The sequence below is a fragment of the Streptococcus oralis genome (genome assembly GCF_003942875.1).
Lineage (GTDB): Bacteria > Bacillota > Bacilli > Lactobacillales > Streptococcaceae > Streptococcus > Streptococcus oralis_BX.
Map to the genome: position 1 here is coordinate 80,715 of NZ_RMVK01000005.1, position 16,593 is coordinate 97,307.

The 16,593-nt window shown below is 44.4% G+C and carries 16 protein-coding genes; 5 read left to right on the forward strand and 11 right to left on the reverse strand.

The features are described 5' to 3' along the window. Positions 1-152: 152 nt before the first annotated feature. From D8844_RS06460 to D8844_RS06475, 4 genes are all read left to right on the forward strand, one after another. The gene (locus D8844_RS06460) at positions 153-1,112 is read left to right on the forward strand and encodes an ABC transporter permease (RefSeq protein ID WP_185757674.1); all 960 of its coding nucleotides are present in this window, start codon (positions 153-155) and stop codon (positions 1,110-1,112) included. Continuing rightward, positions 1,102-2,058: an iron chelate uptake ABC transporter family permease subunit gene (locus tag D8844_RS06465; protein WP_125422780.1), complete on the forward strand. Its 957-nt coding sequence runs from the start codon at positions 1,102-1,104 to the stop codon at positions 2,056-2,058. Before D8844_RS06460 ends, D8844_RS06465 begins: the two co-directional genes overlap by 11 nt. Then, positions 2,055-2,807, forward strand: coding sequence for an iron ABC transporter ATP-binding protein (locus D8844_RS06470; RefSeq protein ID WP_125422783.1), 753 nt, complete (start codon positions 2,055-2,057; stop codon positions 2,805-2,807). The genes D8844_RS06465 and D8844_RS06470 overlap by 4 nt, the downstream gene beginning before the upstream one ends. Before the next feature lie 98 nt (positions 2,808-2,905). Then, positions 2,906-3,877 (forward strand): siderophore ABC transporter substrate-binding protein, encoded by a 972-nt coding sequence (locus D8844_RS06475; protein WP_125422786.1) that lies wholly within the window; start codon positions 2,906-2,908, stop codon positions 3,875-3,877. A gap of 31 nt (positions 3,878-3,908) precedes the next feature. Here the strand turns inward: D8844_RS06475 and yidD are convergent, their stop codons facing one another. The 10 genes from yidD to D8844_RS06525 form a co-directional block, all read right to left on the reverse strand. Then, entirely contained in the window at positions 3,909-4,151 is a 243-nt protein-coding gene (gene yidD, locus D8844_RS06480; RefSeq protein WP_000821631.1) for a membrane protein insertion efficiency factor YidD, read from the reverse strand. After that, positions 4,151-4,873, reverse strand: coding sequence for a pseudouridine synthase (locus tag D8844_RS06485; RefSeq protein ID WP_001222211.1), 723 nt, complete (start codon positions 4,871-4,873; stop codon positions 4,151-4,153). Before D8844_RS06485 ends, yidD begins: the two co-directional genes overlap by 1 nt. Then, positions 4,860-5,429 carry an SMC-Scp complex subunit ScpB gene (gene scpB / locus D8844_RS06490; RefSeq protein ID WP_000105289.1) on the reverse strand — a complete coding sequence of 190 codons (570 nt, stop codon included), beginning with the start codon at positions 5,427-5,429 and terminating at the stop codon, positions 4,860-4,862. The genes D8844_RS06485 and scpB overlap by 14 nt, the downstream gene beginning before the upstream one ends. 18 nt (positions 5,430-5,447) lie before the next feature. After that, complete coding sequence (locus D8844_RS06495) at positions 5,448-6,176, reverse strand: segregation/condensation protein A (protein ID WP_125422789.1); 729 nt, start codon at positions 6,174-6,176, stop codon at positions 5,448-5,450. Then, a complete protein-coding gene (gene xerD / locus D8844_RS06500) occupies positions 6,176-6,910 on the reverse strand; it encodes a site-specific tyrosine recombinase XerD (RefSeq protein WP_312023107.1) in 735 nt (244 codons plus the stop codon). The genes D8844_RS06495 and xerD overlap by 1 nt, the downstream gene beginning before the upstream one ends. Continuing rightward, a complete protein-coding gene (cbpB, locus tag D8844_RS06505; protein WP_000560696.1) occupies positions 6,907-7,368 on the reverse strand; it encodes a cyclic-di-AMP-binding protein CbpB in 462 nt (153 codons plus the stop codon). Before cbpB ends, xerD begins: the two co-directional genes overlap by 4 nt. After that, positions 7,365-7,886, reverse strand: coding sequence for a metallophosphoesterase (locus D8844_RS06510; protein ID WP_001118939.1), 522 nt, complete (start codon positions 7,884-7,886; stop codon positions 7,365-7,367). Before D8844_RS06510 ends, cbpB begins: the two co-directional genes overlap by 4 nt. Continuing rightward, positions 7,862-8,872 (reverse strand): nucleoside-triphosphate diphosphatase, encoded by a 1,011-nt coding sequence (locus D8844_RS06515; protein WP_376739308.1) that lies wholly within the window; start codon positions 8,870-8,872, stop codon positions 7,862-7,864. The genes D8844_RS06510 and D8844_RS06515 overlap by 25 nt, the downstream gene beginning before the upstream one ends. Continuing rightward, a complete protein-coding gene (racE, locus tag D8844_RS06520) occupies positions 8,830-9,624 on the reverse strand; it encodes a glutamate racemase (RefSeq protein ID WP_000370379.1) in 795 nt (264 codons plus the stop codon). The genes D8844_RS06515 and racE overlap by 43 nt, the downstream gene beginning before the upstream one ends. A 205-nt stretch (positions 9,625-9,829) precedes the next feature. Continuing rightward, positions 9,830-10,078 carry a YneF family protein gene (locus tag D8844_RS06525; protein ID WP_000364981.1) on the reverse strand — a complete coding sequence of 83 codons (249 nt, stop codon included), beginning with the start codon at positions 10,076-10,078 and terminating at the stop codon, positions 9,830-9,832. A 331-nt stretch (positions 10,079-10,409) separates the two neighbouring features. Between D8844_RS06525 and D8844_RS06530 the strand changes: the two genes are divergently transcribed. After that, complete coding sequence (locus D8844_RS06530) at positions 10,410-15,542, forward strand: SIALI-17 repeat-containing surface protein (protein ID WP_125422798.1); 5,133 nt, start codon at positions 10,410-10,412, stop codon at positions 15,540-15,542. A 69-nt stretch (positions 15,543-15,611) separates the two neighbouring features. Here D8844_RS06530 and mraY read toward each other — a convergent pair whose 3' ends face one another. Then, positions 15,612-16,592, reverse strand: a complete 981-nt coding sequence (mraY, locus tag D8844_RS06535; protein WP_125422801.1) for a phospho-N-acetylmuramoyl-pentapeptide-transferase — start codon at positions 16,590-16,592, stop codon at positions 15,612-15,614. Position 16,593 lies beyond the last annotated feature (1 nt).

Genomic DNA, 16,593 nt, shown 5'->3' on the forward strand with positions numbered 1-16,593 from the left:
TTATCCTGTAAAAGAGAGGGGCAGATGTAATTTCAGAAATTTTTCTTTCTTTTTACATTAAATTGTCAGAAAATTTATTGACAGATTAAAGAAATCGTGTTACATTATCTCCAAGGGTATTTTTATACCAAATCTACATGAAAGGACGGGGCATGAAACTTTCTCATATTTTAACAGGCTTACTTCTACTCCTAGTCTTTCTCTCCATCACCATTGGAACCAGTGATTTTTCTTGGGAAAAATTCTTTGCTTTTGACCAACAGACTTGGCTTCTCTTTCAAGAGTCGCGTCTTCCAAGAACTATCAGCATTCTCCTTGCAGCCTCCAGTATGAGCATGGCAGGACTCCTCATGCAGACCATTACTCAAAATCAGTTTGCTGCCCCAAGCACAGTCGGAACGACAGAAGCCGCCAAACTGGGAATGGTGTTGAGCCTCTTTGTCTTTCCGTCTGCGAGTCTGACCCAAAAGATGCTCTTTGCTTTTGGCTCATCCATCTTATTTACCCTCTTCTTCCTGGCCTTTATGACTATTTTTTCTGTAAAGGAAAGGTGGATGTTGCCCTTAATTGGGATTATCTATAGTGGGATTATCGGTTCTGTCACAGAAGTTATCGCCTATCGTTTCAATCTGGTTCAGAGTATGACGGCCTGGACCCAGGGCTCCTTCTCCATGATTCAGACCCATCAGTATGAGTGGCTCTTCTTAGGCCTCATTATCCTGATAGCCGTTTGGAAATTATCCCAAACCTTTACCATCATGAATCTGGGTAAGGAAACCAGTGAGAGTTTGGGGATTTCTTACTCCCTACTTGAAAAGCTGGCCCTATTTCTAGTGGCGCTAACGACAAGTGTCACCATGATTACCGTGGGTGCCTTGCCATTTCTCGGGGTCATCGTTCCCAATCTTGTCCGCAAGCGCTATGGAGATAATCTGAGCCAAACTAAACTCATGGTCGCTCTGGTCGGAGCCAATATGGTTCTGGCCTGCGACATCCTCTCTCGAGTCTTGATTCGGCCCTATGAGCTGTCTGTCAGTCTCCTACTAGGAATCATCGGTAGCCTCGTCTTTATCCTACTTCTCTGGAGAGGGGGACAAAAAGATGCAGTTTAAAAGCAAACATACCAAGCTCTTCTGCCTTCTCATTATTCTGGCCATCGGAGCTTGTCTCCTCTACTTTTGGCCCATCACTCAGCTGTCTGCCTTTGCCTGGAAGCTACGTTCCCAAAAAATCATCGTTTATCTCTTGGTAGCTATCGCGACAGGGATTTCGACCATTAGTTTTCAAACCCTGACGGAAAATCGCTTTCTGACGCCAAGTATTTTGGGAATCGAATCCTTCTATGTCTTGCTACAAACCCTGCTACTGATATTTGAAAGCAAATTTCTACAGCTTGGGAAGTCTCCTATCTTAGAATTCCTAGTCTTACTTCTTGTCCAATCTCTCTTCTTTCTCGCCTTACAAGGCTACTTGAAGACGCTGATGAAGCAAGATCTGGTCTTCATTCTGCTAATCTGCCTAGCCCTCGGAAGTCTCTTTCGAAATATCAGTACCTTCCTCCAAGTTCTGATGGATCCAAATGAATACGATAAACTGCAGAACAGTCTCTTTGCCTCCTTTCAGCATCTCAACACTTCCATCCTAGCCATCGGTTCTCTGATCATCCTTTCCTTGACAATCTTTTTCTTTCGAAAAGCAGTCATTCTGGATGTCTTGCACCTGCAAAGAGAAACGGCCCAGATCCTGGGACTCGATGTTGAAAAAGAACAGAGAGAACTCCTCTGGGGCATCGTGCTTTTGACCTCAACAGCCACTGCCTTGGTAGGGCCTATGGCCTTCTTCGGCTTTATGCTGGCCAATCTTACCTACCTAATCGTCAAAGATTATCGGCACAAGTTGCTCTTTATCGTAGCCATTCTGATTGGATTTATTAGTTTGACCTTGGGGCAAGCCCTTATCGAACGAGTCTTTGCACTAGAAATTCGCATCAGCATGATTATCGAGAGTGTGGGTGGTCTCTTATTCTTTATCTTACTTTACAGGAGGGCGCGTCGGTGAAACTGGAAAACATTGACAAATCCATTCAAAAACAGGATATTTTGCAAGACATTTCCCTTGAAGTCAGTCCTCAGAAACTGACAGCCTTCATTGGTCCAAATGGTGCTGGAAAATCAACTCTTCTCTCCATCATGAGCAGACTGACCAAGAAAGATCAGGGAATTCTCAGTATCAAAGGCCGTGAAATCGAGAGCTGGAATTCCCAAGAACTGGCCAAAGAACTCACCATCCTAAAGCAGAAGATCAATTACCAAGCCAAATTGACTGTAGAAGAACTGGTCAGCTTTGGACGTTTTCCCTACAGTCGTGGTCGACTGAAGGCAGAGGACTGGGAAAAAATCCGAGAAACCATGGACTATCTGGAACTGACCAACTTAAAAGACCGCTACATCGATAGTCTGTCTGGCGGACAGCTCCAACGTGTCTTTATCGCTATGGTACTGGCCCAAGATACAGACTTTATCTTGCTGGACGAACCGCTCAACAATCTCGATATCAAGCAAAGCGTCAGCATGATGCAGATCCTTCGGCGACTGGTGGAGGAACTTGGCAAAACCATTATCATCGTCCTACACGATATCAACATGGCTAGCCAGTATGCGGATGAAATTGTTGCCTTCAAGGACGGTCAAGTCTTTTGCAAGGGAACGACTGCTCAAATCATGCAGGCTGACCTGCTCAGTCAACTCTATGAGATTCCCATCACGCTAGCGGATATCAATGGCAAAAAGATCTGTATCTATAGCTAGCTATTCTGAACTCATGATAGAGAACCCTCTGTCTCTTAGCTAACAAGCCTATCTAAGAGACTCCCTACATCGTTATCACTTTTTAAAAAGGAGAAATCATGAAAACATCCCTTAAACTTTATCTCACTGCCCTAGCTGCCAGCTTCTTGCTCTTACTTGGTGCATGTAGTACAAATACAAACTCAAGCACTAGCCAGACAGAGACAAGTAGCTCTGCTCCAACAGAGATAACCATTAAAAGTTCACTAGATGAGGTCAAACTTTCAAAGGTTCCTAAAAAGATTGTGACCTTTGACCTTGGTGCTGCGGATACTATTCGCGCTTTAGGTTTTGAAAAGAATATCGTCGGAATGCCTACAAAAACTGTTCCGACTTACCTAAAAGATCTTGCGGGAAATGTCAACAATGTGGGTTCCATGGTTGAGCCAGACCTAGAAGCCATTGCTGCTCTTGAACCAGACCTAATTATCGCTTCACCACGTACCCAAAAATTCGTAGACAAGTTCAAAGAAATTGCTCCAACCGTGCTCTTCCAAGCAAGCAAGGACGACTACTGGACTTCTACCAAGGCTAACATCGAATCCCTAGCAAGCGCCTTTGGCGAAACAGGTACACAGAAAGCCAAGGAAGAATTGGCTAACCTAGACAAGAGCATCCAAGAAGTCGCTACTAAAAACGAAAGTTCTGACAAAAAAGCCCTTGCTATCCTCCTCAATGAAGGAAAAATGGCTGCCTTTGGTGCCCAATCTCGTTTCTCTTTCTTGTACCAAACCTTGAAATTCAAGCCAACTGACACTCAATTTGAAGACTCTCGCCACGGACAGGAAGTCAGCTTTGAAAGTGTCAAAGAAATCAATCCTGACATCCTATTTGTCATCAACCGTACCCTTGCCATCGGCGGGGACAACTCAAGCAACGACGGCGTCCTAGAAAATGCCCTCATCGCTGAAACTCCTGCCGCTAAAAATGGTAAAATTATCCAACTAACACCAGACCTCTGGTATCTAAGCGGAGGCGGTCTTGAATCAACCAAACTCATGATTGAAGACGCACAAAAAGCTTTGAAATAAACAAGAAAACCCAACATCAGGTGATGTTGGGTTATTTTTTTTCTTGATTTCGTCTGAGGGAAAAGTGATCTGGGACAGGATCTTTTCCTATTGGCGACCAGGGATGGCAACGTAAAATTCGAGCCAAGCCCATCAAGACACCCTTGAAGCCATGTTTTTCAATAGCCTGAATCATGTAGTTGGAACAAGTAGGTTCAAAACGACATGAGGGCGGAAAGGCTGGCGAGATAAAACGTTGGTAAAAACGTACTGGCGCTATTAAGATGCGTTTCATTATTTCTTGGTTACAGCCATAGTGTGTAGTTGGCTGATTTCTTTTTTATTAAGGCGACGGGATTCTCCTGGACGAAGACCTGTCAAGTCTAGGTGTCCAAAACGTGTCCGAGACAACTTATCCACTTGAAGACCGACAGCTTCAAACATCTTTTTAACCTGATGGTTACGTCCTTCATGGATGGTCAACTGTACCACAGAGCGATTTTTAACTGGATCCACTTTGAGAATTTCATAAACAGCTGGCTTGGTTTTCTTGCCATCAATCTCAAGACCGCGGGTCAAGGGGCGGAGATTGTCCTTATTAGCCACACCTTTAACACGCGCGACATAGACCTTGTCAATCTCATTACGGGGGTGAATCATTTCATCTGTAAAGTCCCCATCATTGGTCAAAATCAAGACACCTGATGTATCCCAGTCCAAACGTCCAACTGGGTAAATGCGTTCTTTGACATTAGGCAAGAGATCCACAACAGTCTTGCGGCCCTTATCATCTGTCACACTGGAAATCACTCCGCGTGGTTTATTGAGCAAGTAGTAGACCTTTTCTTCGTTGTAGATAGGCTGGCCTTCAACTTCAACCTTATCACCAGCCTTGATAGTCGTTGCGAGTTCACGTACCACTTGGCCGTTGACGGTTACCAAGCCTTGCTTGATCAACTCTTCTGCTTTTCTCCTACTGGCCACACCTGCGTGGGCAATATATTTATTGATTCTCATCTTCTTCTATCCTTTCACCAAATAATTGGCTTTCTTGAGCTTGAATCTCAAGCTCATCAATCACTGGCAGTTCTTCCAAATGGTTAATCCCCATGTAATCTAGGAAATAATCCGTAGTCACATAGAGATTAGGGCGGCCCAAAACTTCTTTTTTCCCATCTTCTCTTATCAATTCAAAAGCTTGTAGCTTAGCTAGAGCTCCACTAGAATTGACCCCACGAATAGCATCAATCTCAATTCGGGTAATCGGTTGCTTGTAGGCAATGATGGACAAGGTCTCAAGAGCAGCCCGAGACAAACTCTGGTTGATAGGCGCCTTGGAGTATTCCTTCAAAATCGCTGCAAATTGAGGTTTAGTGACCAATCTGTATGCACCACCTGTCTCGATCAGAGACAAGCTCGACTCTTGGTCTTTTTCATACTTCTGGGCTAATTTTTCTAAACTCTGTTGGATGCCTGTCGGTGGAAGTGAGAGGAGTTCAGCCAACTGACGAACCCGAATCCCATCTTCACCTGCCACAAACAAGAGCGCTTCTATTTCTGCTAAAGTACTCATCTTTCCTCTCTATCAAGTCTAGCTTTGTGCCTCTTGATTTTCTTCCTTCTTTTCCATAAGATAGATATCTCCGAAACTCTCCTCTTGCACGAGGATCAATTCCTGAGTTTTGATTAACTCTAGGGTTGCCAAAAAGAGGGTAATAACCTCTTGAACATTCTGGGCTTCCTTGAACAAATCCTGCAAACGCAACTGGTCTTGTCCAGCCAAGGACTCTTTTACAATACCCATCATGTCCTCAATCTTATACTCATCCCGCAAAATGGTCGTATGGTTCTGAGCGAACTCCTCTTTTTTCTTGGCTAGTATATTTGAAAAAGCCAAAAAGAGGTCGATGGTCGTCCTATCATGCACAAGCTCCGCATCTTCGTAGATCAACTCTGTCGGCGCTTTGGAATAGTACTGGGCCCGATCTTGGTGCTTAGCCTCCAAGTGCTCACCCAAGAGTTTGAACTTGCGGTATTCTTCGATTTGGGAGAGAAGGTCCTGCTCCAGGTCATTCTCTAAGTCTGTCACTTCTGCTACCTTTGGCAAGAGCTTGCGGCTCTTGATCAGCATGAGCTGACTGGCCATGACCATATACTCGCCCGTCACTTCCAGACGCACGGCCTGCAGGGTTGAGACATAGGCTAGATACTGTTCGATGACCTCTGTGATTGGCACATCGTAAATATCCATCTGATACTTTGAGACTAGGTGCAAGAGCAAGTCCAGTGGCCCTTCAAAATCTTTTAATTTAATATCCATTATCTATATTTTTCTAAGGTCAGGACTGTTTTTAATCCTAATTTTTTTGCTATTTCATACAAATCGACCTTGTTTTCTATTTGTCTTAGAATAAACTGTTCCCTCAAGGCTTGGGCTGATAAGGTTGGGAAACCTTTCTCCTTGACAAAGGACTCTAGCTGTCGAAAAGCCCACTGACGAGAATAGGCTTTCCCTCCCCTTTCAAAAAGATAGATTTGCCCCATCAAGGGTTTCAATTCTGAAAGCAAGGTCGTGGGAATGGTGACAATCCTCTGTTGGGAAGCCTTATTAATTCGCAGCACCTGAAAATCCAGATTGATATCTGCAACCTTGAGGGTTAAAATCTCACTAGGCAAGAGCCCTAGCTCCAAGATAAGAAGCGCCAGCAAGCGTCCTTCTGGATAATTACTTTCCTGCCAAAAAGAGTCTAGGTCTAGAATTTCTGGTTTTTCAATCTTCTTTTCAGCTTGTTTGGCTAATTCCAAACGATAAAAACTGTCCTCTTCTCCTTTTCGATAGAGAAAGTAGAGAAATTGGTTACAGGCCGAAAGTTTTCGCTTCTGAGCGCTGATTTTTAGATTGGTTAGCTGGGCTTGGTAAATCTTAAGACTGGTCTCAGAAATCCGCTCACCCACAATGTCTAAAAATTGCTCCAGATCATACTTATAGGACTGCTTGGAATTGGCAGACAAGCCCTGCTTTCCCTCTAAAAAGGCTGAAATCCTATCTCTCATTTGCATCGAATCTCATATTCCTTACTAAAGTCATGTAAGAGAGCATTGACGGCCTTGAGGATAGACTTTCGCGTGATGATTCCTTGGAAAATTCCTTCATCATCTACGACTGGCAAGAAGGGTTCATCTACCAGTTTATGGAGGACCTCTGTGATGTTATAGTCTGGAGCGACAACTGCCACATCTGTCTTGGTCATATTGACGATATCTGTCGTTGCCATCTGCTCATCCGTCAAACCTTGCTCCATTTGATAAGCCAAAATGTCTCTCAGACCAATAGTACCGACAAAGCGTTTGTCAAAGGTCACAACAGGGATACGGGTATAGGTAATTTGACTCAACACTAAAATCGCATGGTCAGCGTTATGGGTATCGATCAAGGCTGCTAGATTCTCAGCAGGGGTAAGAAATGTCTCTTCCTGCTCCAATAAAAATGCTTCAAATTCTTTGGCAATCATCGAGCAAACTCCTTGGACAAGCCTGGATAAACCTCATGGTCACGTGTCAAAAAGTCTACTTTAAAATAGCTGTCATCAATCTCCACACGGGCATAGAGGCATTCTCTGATGGTTCCTCTTGGTTGGCTGATGGAGCCTGGATTTAAAAAGAGTGTTTTGCCTTCCATCCAAGCATTTGGCACATGCAAGTGACCATAGAGACAGATATCGGCATCTTCTTCCTGAGCCCAGTAGTCCAACTTTTGAAAGTTGAAATTGATATCAAACAAGTGTCCATGGGTCTGGATGATCTTGGTCGGACCAAGTTGAGTCACCAACCGTTCTGGGTAGCCAGCATAAAAGTCCATATTTCCTTTGACGACATGGATGCCTTCCCAGAGAGGAGAGTCTGGACGGAGTTCAGAGTCACCATCGTGAAAAATGGCATCGACTTTCCCCAGATAGCGGTCACGGATTTCTTCGACAATCAAGCTATCGCCATGGGAGTCACTCATTACAATGATGGTTTGCTTTGCCATGATGGAAATACCTCCAAAAGTTTCTTAACGGCTAAGGCACGGTGGGATTGGCTATTTTTTTCTTCAAGGGTTAATTCAGCTGAGGACTTGCCTGTCTCTCCCACAAGGAAGAGCGGATCATAACCAAAGCCATTTTCGCCCTTGGGCTCAAAGTTGATATAACCTGGCCAGTCAGCTTCAACAACCAAGCTTTCCTTATTTGGACTGGCTACAACTAGGGTTGTGTGGAATTGAGCCGAGCGGTCCTTGAGTTCAAAGACCATGGCCAATTCGTGCAAGAGCTTGGCATTGTTTTCACGATCAGTCGCTCCCACTCCTGCAAAACGGGCTGACCAGACTCCTGGCAAACCACCGAGGACATCGACTTTGAGACCAGAGTCATCTGCTAGCACCATCTTGCCTGTTAATTGGGAAATGGTTTCTGCCTTAAGGCGGGCATTTTCTTCAAAGGTCATGCCTGTTTCTGCTACTTCAGGTAGATCTGGATAGTCATTGAGATTTTCCACGTCGTAGCCTAACTTGTCAAAGATAGCTCGGAATTCCTTGGTCTTGCCTTCGTTGCGAGTTGCAATCAATAAGGTTTCTCTAACCTTGCTAGTTTCAAAGAAGGCTTCTACATCGACTCCTTCTTTAGGCAATTCGACATGCAAAAGCTGTCCATTTTCAACCAAGAGCAGGGCTCCCTGACGTTGGATGACTTCCAGATTGCGACCTACTTCAGCATTTAAAATCTCAACGATAAAGGAGAGCAGACGGAAGTTAGAAGACCAGCGCATCACCGTTATCGTAATCGGAAAGCCGTTTTTCTCGTCACGAAAAATCCGCGCTAAATCCATAAAATCAAGCTCGAGAGGATCTTTGATGAGGCTGTAGATACCTCCATAGACATCCCAGACACCGACATACCAGTCCTGGTCATCCTTGTATTCATAAATTTTGTTCGTCATAAAGTTACATGCTCCACATGAATCTCTTTTTCCAGCCATTCTGCTCCAATCTGAGCAAAACTTTGGCTATTGGCTGTTGTGTAAAAACGATGTTGAAGAGGTCCCGCATCTCGGCTACGATTGATTTCAAAATAGTTCAGCAAAACCGAGATATCCCGTACACACTCTGCCCCACTATCGATGAGCTGAACCTTTGGTCCCATGACATTTTGGATGATAGGGCGAAGGAGTGGGTAATGGGTACAACCCAAAATCAGGCTATCCACCTTTCCAACCAAGGGACGCAGGGTTTCATAGACCACTTTCTTTGTTACACTGGTTGACAGGGCACCAGACTCCACCAAGGGGGCAAACTTGGGACAGGCCAAACTCTCCACCTGTAAGTCCGGATCCAGATCATGGATTTTCTGACGGTAGATATCTGATTGGACCGTCATGGGGGTTCCAATTACTCCGATTTTCCCACCTTGACTGGACTTGATGGCTGCCGAAGCTCCCGGCAAAATCACACCTAGGACAGGAATATCTAGTTGGGCCTTGATTTCTTCCCAGACGACCGCAGTCGCAGTGTTACAAGCAATGACAATCATTTTGACATCCTTGGTCAAGAGAAAGTTGACCAACTGCCAAGTATATTCACGAATTTGCTCAGCAGGACGGGGACCATAGGGCGCCCGTGCCGAATCTCCAATATAGACGATTTCTTCATGGGGAAGCTGGCGCATGAGCTCACGAACAACGGTTAAGCCACCGACACCCGAATCCAAAAAACCAATTGGTCGATTATCCATACAGTCTTCTTTCTAGTCTTTTTTCTGATTGATAGTTCATCATAATTACTCGTCCTAAATGAACGGATAGACAGCTTGATAGAATGGCAACTGCCTCTCTTTTAATCATAATCAAATATCAATAGAATGCAAGGAAAAAGTCTTATCCTTGAGAACTATTGAACATAGTGAGAAGTCTGGAACTTTCATCCCAGACTTTTCCTATTTATTTTTTCTTTTTATTGTTAGCAAGGGCTGCTTTTTGTTGGCGGATGATTTGGTGGTAAACTTGTTGTACCTTGGCTTCGCTTGGCTTTTGACCATTTGCGCTCAAGAGAGCACGAACCGCCTCAGCGTTCAAACGTGGGTTGTCTGCAAATTCTTTTTCGATTTGCTTACGAACCAAGTACATCCCTCCAAGAGCTCCTCCTAGAAAAGCTAACACAATCAAGATAATTGCTAAAAGTAAATCCATTCTTTTTCTCCTGTTTCTTTTTGAGTCTTCTATATTATACCATAAAGTGACTTTCCTGACTAGTTTGTTTTACGCTTTCAAGAGGGGGTTAAGCCAATTCTAAGCTAGTCTAACAATCAGATTGAACTATGAAATTACGAATAATTCCACCCTTTCCTCTCTTTCTTCTACTTTTTTAAGAAAAAGCAATCTCAAATATGTTTTTCACCAAAAACCTCTTGACAAATGCTAAGCGACCATTAGAATGGGAGGTGAGGAGATAAATAGAAACAAAATAAACGGAACTGCTTTATAAAATATAAGCGGTTTCTAATATACAAAGGAGGGTTTTATGAAAAAATACTTTTGGGAGAAATCCTGTCGCTATAGCATCCGCAAGCTGACGGTTGGGGCTGCTTCTGTTTTACTAGGGGCCGTTTTTCTAGTAAACCACACTGTAGCCGCAGACAGTGTTGAGGTCAAGCAAACTGAACCAACCTCTGTCGAAGCTATCACTAAGCCTGATAGTGAACCCAAAGCAGCTGAAGCGACTGAAACTACTGAAACTACAAATCCGCCTATAGCAGAGAGTCCAGTAGTTTCCGAAAGCAAGCCAGCTGAGGAGAATCAGAAGACAAATAGTCAAGCTAGTGAAGAAGCCATTGTCGAAGCTAAAGAAAATAAGGAACCTGAAAAAACAGATCAACCTGTGACAAAACAAGAAAACTATCAACTCAGCTACAATCAACCAACAGCTCCCTCCTATGATGGATGGGAAAAACAAGCCCTCCCTGTCGGAAATGGAGAAATGGGAGCCAAGGTCTTTGGTCTAATTGGTGAAGAGAGAATCCAGTACAACGAAAAGACCCTCTGGTCAGGAGGACCACAACCCGATAGCACCGACTATAACGGTGGAAACTACAAGGACCGCTACAAGGTCTTAGCAGAGATACGTAAAGCCCTCGAAGCTGGTGACCGCCAAAAAGCAAAACAGCTAGCTGAACAAAATCTAGTCGGACCAAACAACGCCCAGTATGGACGTTACTTAGCCTTTGGAGATATCTTCATGGTCTTTAATAGCCAGAAGAAAGGACTAGATACTGTAACTGATTATCACCGTAATCTGGATATCACTGAAGCCACTACGACCACTTCTTACACCCAAGATGGGACCACCTTCAAACGCGAAACCTTCTCCAGCTATCCTGATGATGTCACTGTGACCCACTTGACCAAAAAAGGAAACAAGACACTTGACTTTACCCTTTGGAACAGCTTGACAGAAGACTTGCTTGCTAATGGGAACTACTCTTGGGAATATTCCAACTATAAGAATGGTCATGTCACTACAGATGCAAACGGAATCCTTCTAAAGGGAACTGTCAAAGATAACGGCCTCAAATTTGCATCCTACCTAGGAATTAAAACGGACGGAACAGTTACTGTTCAGAATGAGACACTAACCGTTACAGGCGCAAGTTATGCAACCCTCTATCTCAGTGCCAAGACTAACTTCTCTCAGAATCCCAAAACCAACTATCGAAAAGACATTGACCTCGAAAAAACAGTTAAAGGGATTGTCGAAGCAGCTAAGGCCAAAGACTACGAAACACTGAAAAAGGCCCATATCAAGGACTATCAAAGTCTCTTTAACCGCGTTAAACTAAACCTAGGTGGAAACAAGACTGCTCAAACGACAAAAGAGGCCCTTCAAGGCTATAACCCAGAAAAAGGGCAAAAATTGGAAGAACTCTTCTTCCAATACGGACGTTATTTACTCATCAGTTCTTCTCGTGATCGGACAGATGCCCTTCCTGCAAACCTACAAGGAGTCTGGAATGCTGTAGACAATCCACCTTGGAACGCTGACTACCACCTCAATGTCAATTTGCAAATGAACTATTGGCCAGCCTACATGAGCAACCTTGCTGAAACTGCCAAGCCAATGATCAATTACATTGATGACATGCGCTACTATGGTCGTATCGCTGCTAAGGAATACGCAGGTATCGAATCCAAAGACGGACAAGAAAATGGTTGGCTGGTCCACACCCAAGCAACACCATTTGGCTGGACTACTCCAGGTTGGAATTACTATTGGGGTTGGTCTCCAGCAGCTAACGCTTGGATGATGCAAAACGTCTATGATTACTACAAGTTCACCAAGGATGAGACCTATCTCAAAGAAAAGATTTATCCAATGCTCAAGGAAACAGCTAAGTTCTGGAATTCCTTCTTGCACTATGACAAGGCCAGTGACCGTTGGGTGTCTTCTCCATCCTACTCACCAGAACACGGGACCATCACCATCGGAAATACCTTTGACCAATCGCTAGTCTGGCAGCTATTCCACGACTACATGGAAGTCGCCAACCATCTGAATGTCGACAAAGACTTAGTCACAGAGGTAAAGGCTAAATTTGACAAACTCAAACCGCTGCACATCAACAAAGAGGGACGCATCAAGGAATGGTACGAGGAGGACAGTCCGCAATTCACCAATGAAGGGATTGAAAATCACCACCGTCACGTTTCCCATCTAGTTGGTCTCTTCCCAGGTACGCTCTTTAGCAAGGACCAAGCTGAATACCTAGAAGCTGCGCGTGCTACCTTGAACCACCGTGGAGATGGTGGTACAGGTTGGTCTAAGGCCAATAAAATCAACCTCTGGGCTCGTTTGCTGGACGGTAACCGTGCCCATCGCTTGCTCGCTGAACAGCTCAAGTATTCAACCCTAGAAAACCTTTGGGATACCCACGCGCCTTTCCAAATAGACGGAAACTTTGGAGCAACCAGTGGGATGGCAGAAATGCTCCTCCAATCTCATACAGGCTATATTGCGCCATTGCCAGCCCTTCCTGATGCTTGGAAAGACGGTCAGGTTTCTGGTTTGGTTGCCCGTGGTAACTTTGAAGTTAGCATGAAGTGGAAAGATAAAAACCTTCAAAGCTTGTCCTTCCTGTCAAATGTCGGTGGAGACTTGGTTGTAGATTATCCAAATATCGAAGCCAGCCAAATCAAGGTCAATGGCAAACCAGTCACGGCAACTGTGCTTAAAGATAATCGTATCCAGCTTGCAACACAAAAAGGTGACGTCATTACCTTTGAACACTTCCCCGGTCGTGTAACCAGTCTGACAGCAGTTCGACAAAATGGAGTCACTGCCGAACTCACCTTCAACCAAGTAGAAGGCGCTACCCACTATGTCATCCAAAGACAAGTAAAAGATGAATCTGGCCAAACCTCTGCAACTAGAGAATTTGTAACCAATCAAACTAACTTTATCGACCGCTCACTAAATCCTCAACTCGCCTATACCTATACCGTCAAGGCTATGCTGGGAGAAGTTCCTACCCAAGTATCTGAACAGGTCACTGTAGAAACTCCTAGTGAATTGATGGATGATCGGGATAGTCGTATCCAGTACGGAGCCGCCTTTGGAAACTGGGCAGACTCAGAATTATTTGGAGGAACGGAGAAGTTTGCAGATCTTTCAAAAGGAAACTACACAGACGAAGACATCACTGCCACCATTCCTTTCAATGGTGTTGGTATCGAAATCTATGGACTAAAATCATCTGAGCTAGGTCTTGCTACTGCTAAAATTGATGGCAAAGAGGTCGGCGAACTTGATTTCCACACTGCCGGGGCAACTGAAAAAGGTAGCCTCATCGGCCGCTTCACAGGATTAGCAGATGGACCTCATACATTGACTCTTAGCGTTAAACGTGAGCACAAAGGACGAGGACGTGAACGCTCGAAAATTTCGTTAGACTACTTCAAGATTCTAGCAGGAGCAGGCAACACGATTGAAAAAATGGATGATCGTGATTCGCGCATCCAATATGGTTCCCAGTTTAAGGACTGGTCTGACCCTGAACTCTACGGTGGTACGGAAAAATACGCTGAAATTAACAACAGCGACTCTAGTACAGCTTCAGAAGCTCAGGCAACTATTTCCTTTACAGGGACGGGCATTCGTATTTATGGCTTGAAGAGCCTTGCCCTTGGACGAGCACGTGTTACACTAGATGGCAAAGAAATGCCAAGTCTAGACTTCTACACTTCAGGTGCAACCGAAAAGAGAGCTTTTATTGGCGAATTTACAAACCTTACTGACGGCCCGCACACCCTGACATTACAAGTTGACCCAGATTCGCCAGAAGGTCGCAAGAAAATCTCTTTAGACTCCTTTGATATCATCAAAGCCCCTGCTGTTGGTCTAGATAGCCCTAGCATCGCGCCTCTTAAGGAAAATGACAAAACCATTTCCTTAAGCCTACCAGCTGGAGATTGGGAAGCCATCGCAGTGACCTTCCCAGGTGTCAAAGATCCTCTAGTTTTGCGTAAGGTGGATGAAACGCATCTGGTTACCAGTGGAGATCAGACTATCCTATCAATCCAAGACAATCAAGTTCAAATCCCAATCCCTGAAGCTACTGATCGACAAACTGGAAAAGCAATTGAAGCTTATGCCATTCAAGGAACTACCACAAGTAGCCCGATCGTAGCTGTCTTTACTAAAAAAGATGAGAAGAAGGTTGACGAGAGCCAGCCAACTACAAGTAAGGGAGACGAACCAGCTCCTACTGTTGAAATTCCGGAATACACCAACCCTATCGGAACGGCAGGACAAGAAGAGCCACCTACAGTTGAAAAGCCTGAATACACTGAGCCTATCGGAACTGTAGGAGAACAAGAAACTCCAACAGTTGACATTCCGGAATACACCGAGCCTATCGGGACTGCAGGGCAAGAGGAACCGCCTACAGTGACAATTCCTGAATACACTGACCCTATCGGAACGGCAGGACAAGAGGAAGCTCCTACTGTTGAAAAACCTGAATACACCAAACCTATCGGAACCAGTGGAGATCAGGTCGCTCCGACCCATAGCCTTCCTGACTATCCAGTTCAAGTCTTGAAAGATAAGGAAACTGGAGTGGAAATCATTGGTGGAGTCACTGACTTAGAAGGAATTTCTCATATCTCTAGCCGACGTGTCCTAGCTCAAGAACTCTTTGGCAAGACCTATGATGCTTACGACCTACAGCTTAAAAATCCAACCGATCATAGCTTGCAGCCAAAAGGCTCTGTCTTGGTTCGCTTGCCTATTTCAGCTAACGTAGAAAAGGTCTACTATATTACTCCGACCAAGGAGTTGCAAGCCCTTGATTTCACCGTTCGAGACGGAAAGGTAGAATTCATCACTAATCATTTCAGTACCTATGCTGTCGTCTATCAAGCTGCTGGAACAGCCACTAGTACAGATGAAAAACCAAGTACTTCAGATGCAGAAACCTTGGCACACGAGACTGAACAACTTTCAGCTAGTCCTAGCCTTGCTAAAGCTGGAAATCATTCTCCTAAAGAAGAGCTGCCAGCAACAGGAGAAGCATCCAACCCACTCCTCTTCTTAGCAGGCCTCAGCCTAGCCCTTACAGCTACTTTTATGCTCAAAGGAAGAAAGGATGAATCCAACTAACTTTTAACATCACAAAAACAGGATGAAGAACAACTTCATCCTGTTTTATTTTTTAATCAAAGGTTATTTTTACAGCAGATATAAAAAGGCTAAGGTCAAGAGACTTGCTAGAAGCCCAACTCCCCAAAAGAAGAAGTCAACCTTCCACTCACTCCAAGGATTGCCCTTGCCTGAGAATCCTCCAAGCTCAAAATGGTGATGCACAGGTGTCATACGGAAAATACGCTTTCCACCACTAATTTTGAAGTAGGTAACCTGCATCATAACAGAGCTTGTCTCAAAGACATAGATAATCCCAATCAGTAAAAGAGTCCATTCTTGGTGGAGAGCCATAGAGATTGCTGCCAGCATCCCACCTAGAGCCAAACTTCCCACATCTCCCATGAAAACCTTGGCAGGCTTGTGGTTAAAGACGAAGAAGCCTAATAAACCACCAATCATGGCAAGAATCACAAGAAGGATATCCAGTTGATTTTGCATATAAGCAATCACACCGTAGGCCGATAAGCTAATCACTACGGAAATACTTGCTAAGCCGTCAATCCCGTCCGTCAGATTCACCGCATTTGAAAAGCCAACTAGCCAGAAAAGGGCAAAGAAAATATAGAAAATACCCAGATGAACTTGGTAGCCAAAGACTGAAAGCATGTCGCCACCACGCTCATAAAAGAGGTAGAAAATCACTCCTCCAAGGAGCTGGAGAGCAAGCTTTTGCTTGGGATTTAAGCCTTCGTTAATCTTACGAAAGACCTTGAGGAAATCATCCAAAAAACCTACCAAACCATACAAAACCAAGATAAACAAAATCATGCCAACATTGTTGGTCAATTGTTGGGTAAGGAGAGCAACCAGAAAGCTCACAACAACTGCAACAATCAGGAAGACAAGACCTCCCATGGTTGGAGTCCCAGCTTTAGCTTGGTGTTGCTTGACATCCTCGTGCATCTGCTGACCCGTAATCTGTGCTTTTCGATAAAATCGGATAAAGGCTGGAATACCTATCAAGGTCAATAGAAAGGCTAGAACTCCAGCACTAATGGAACTAATCATC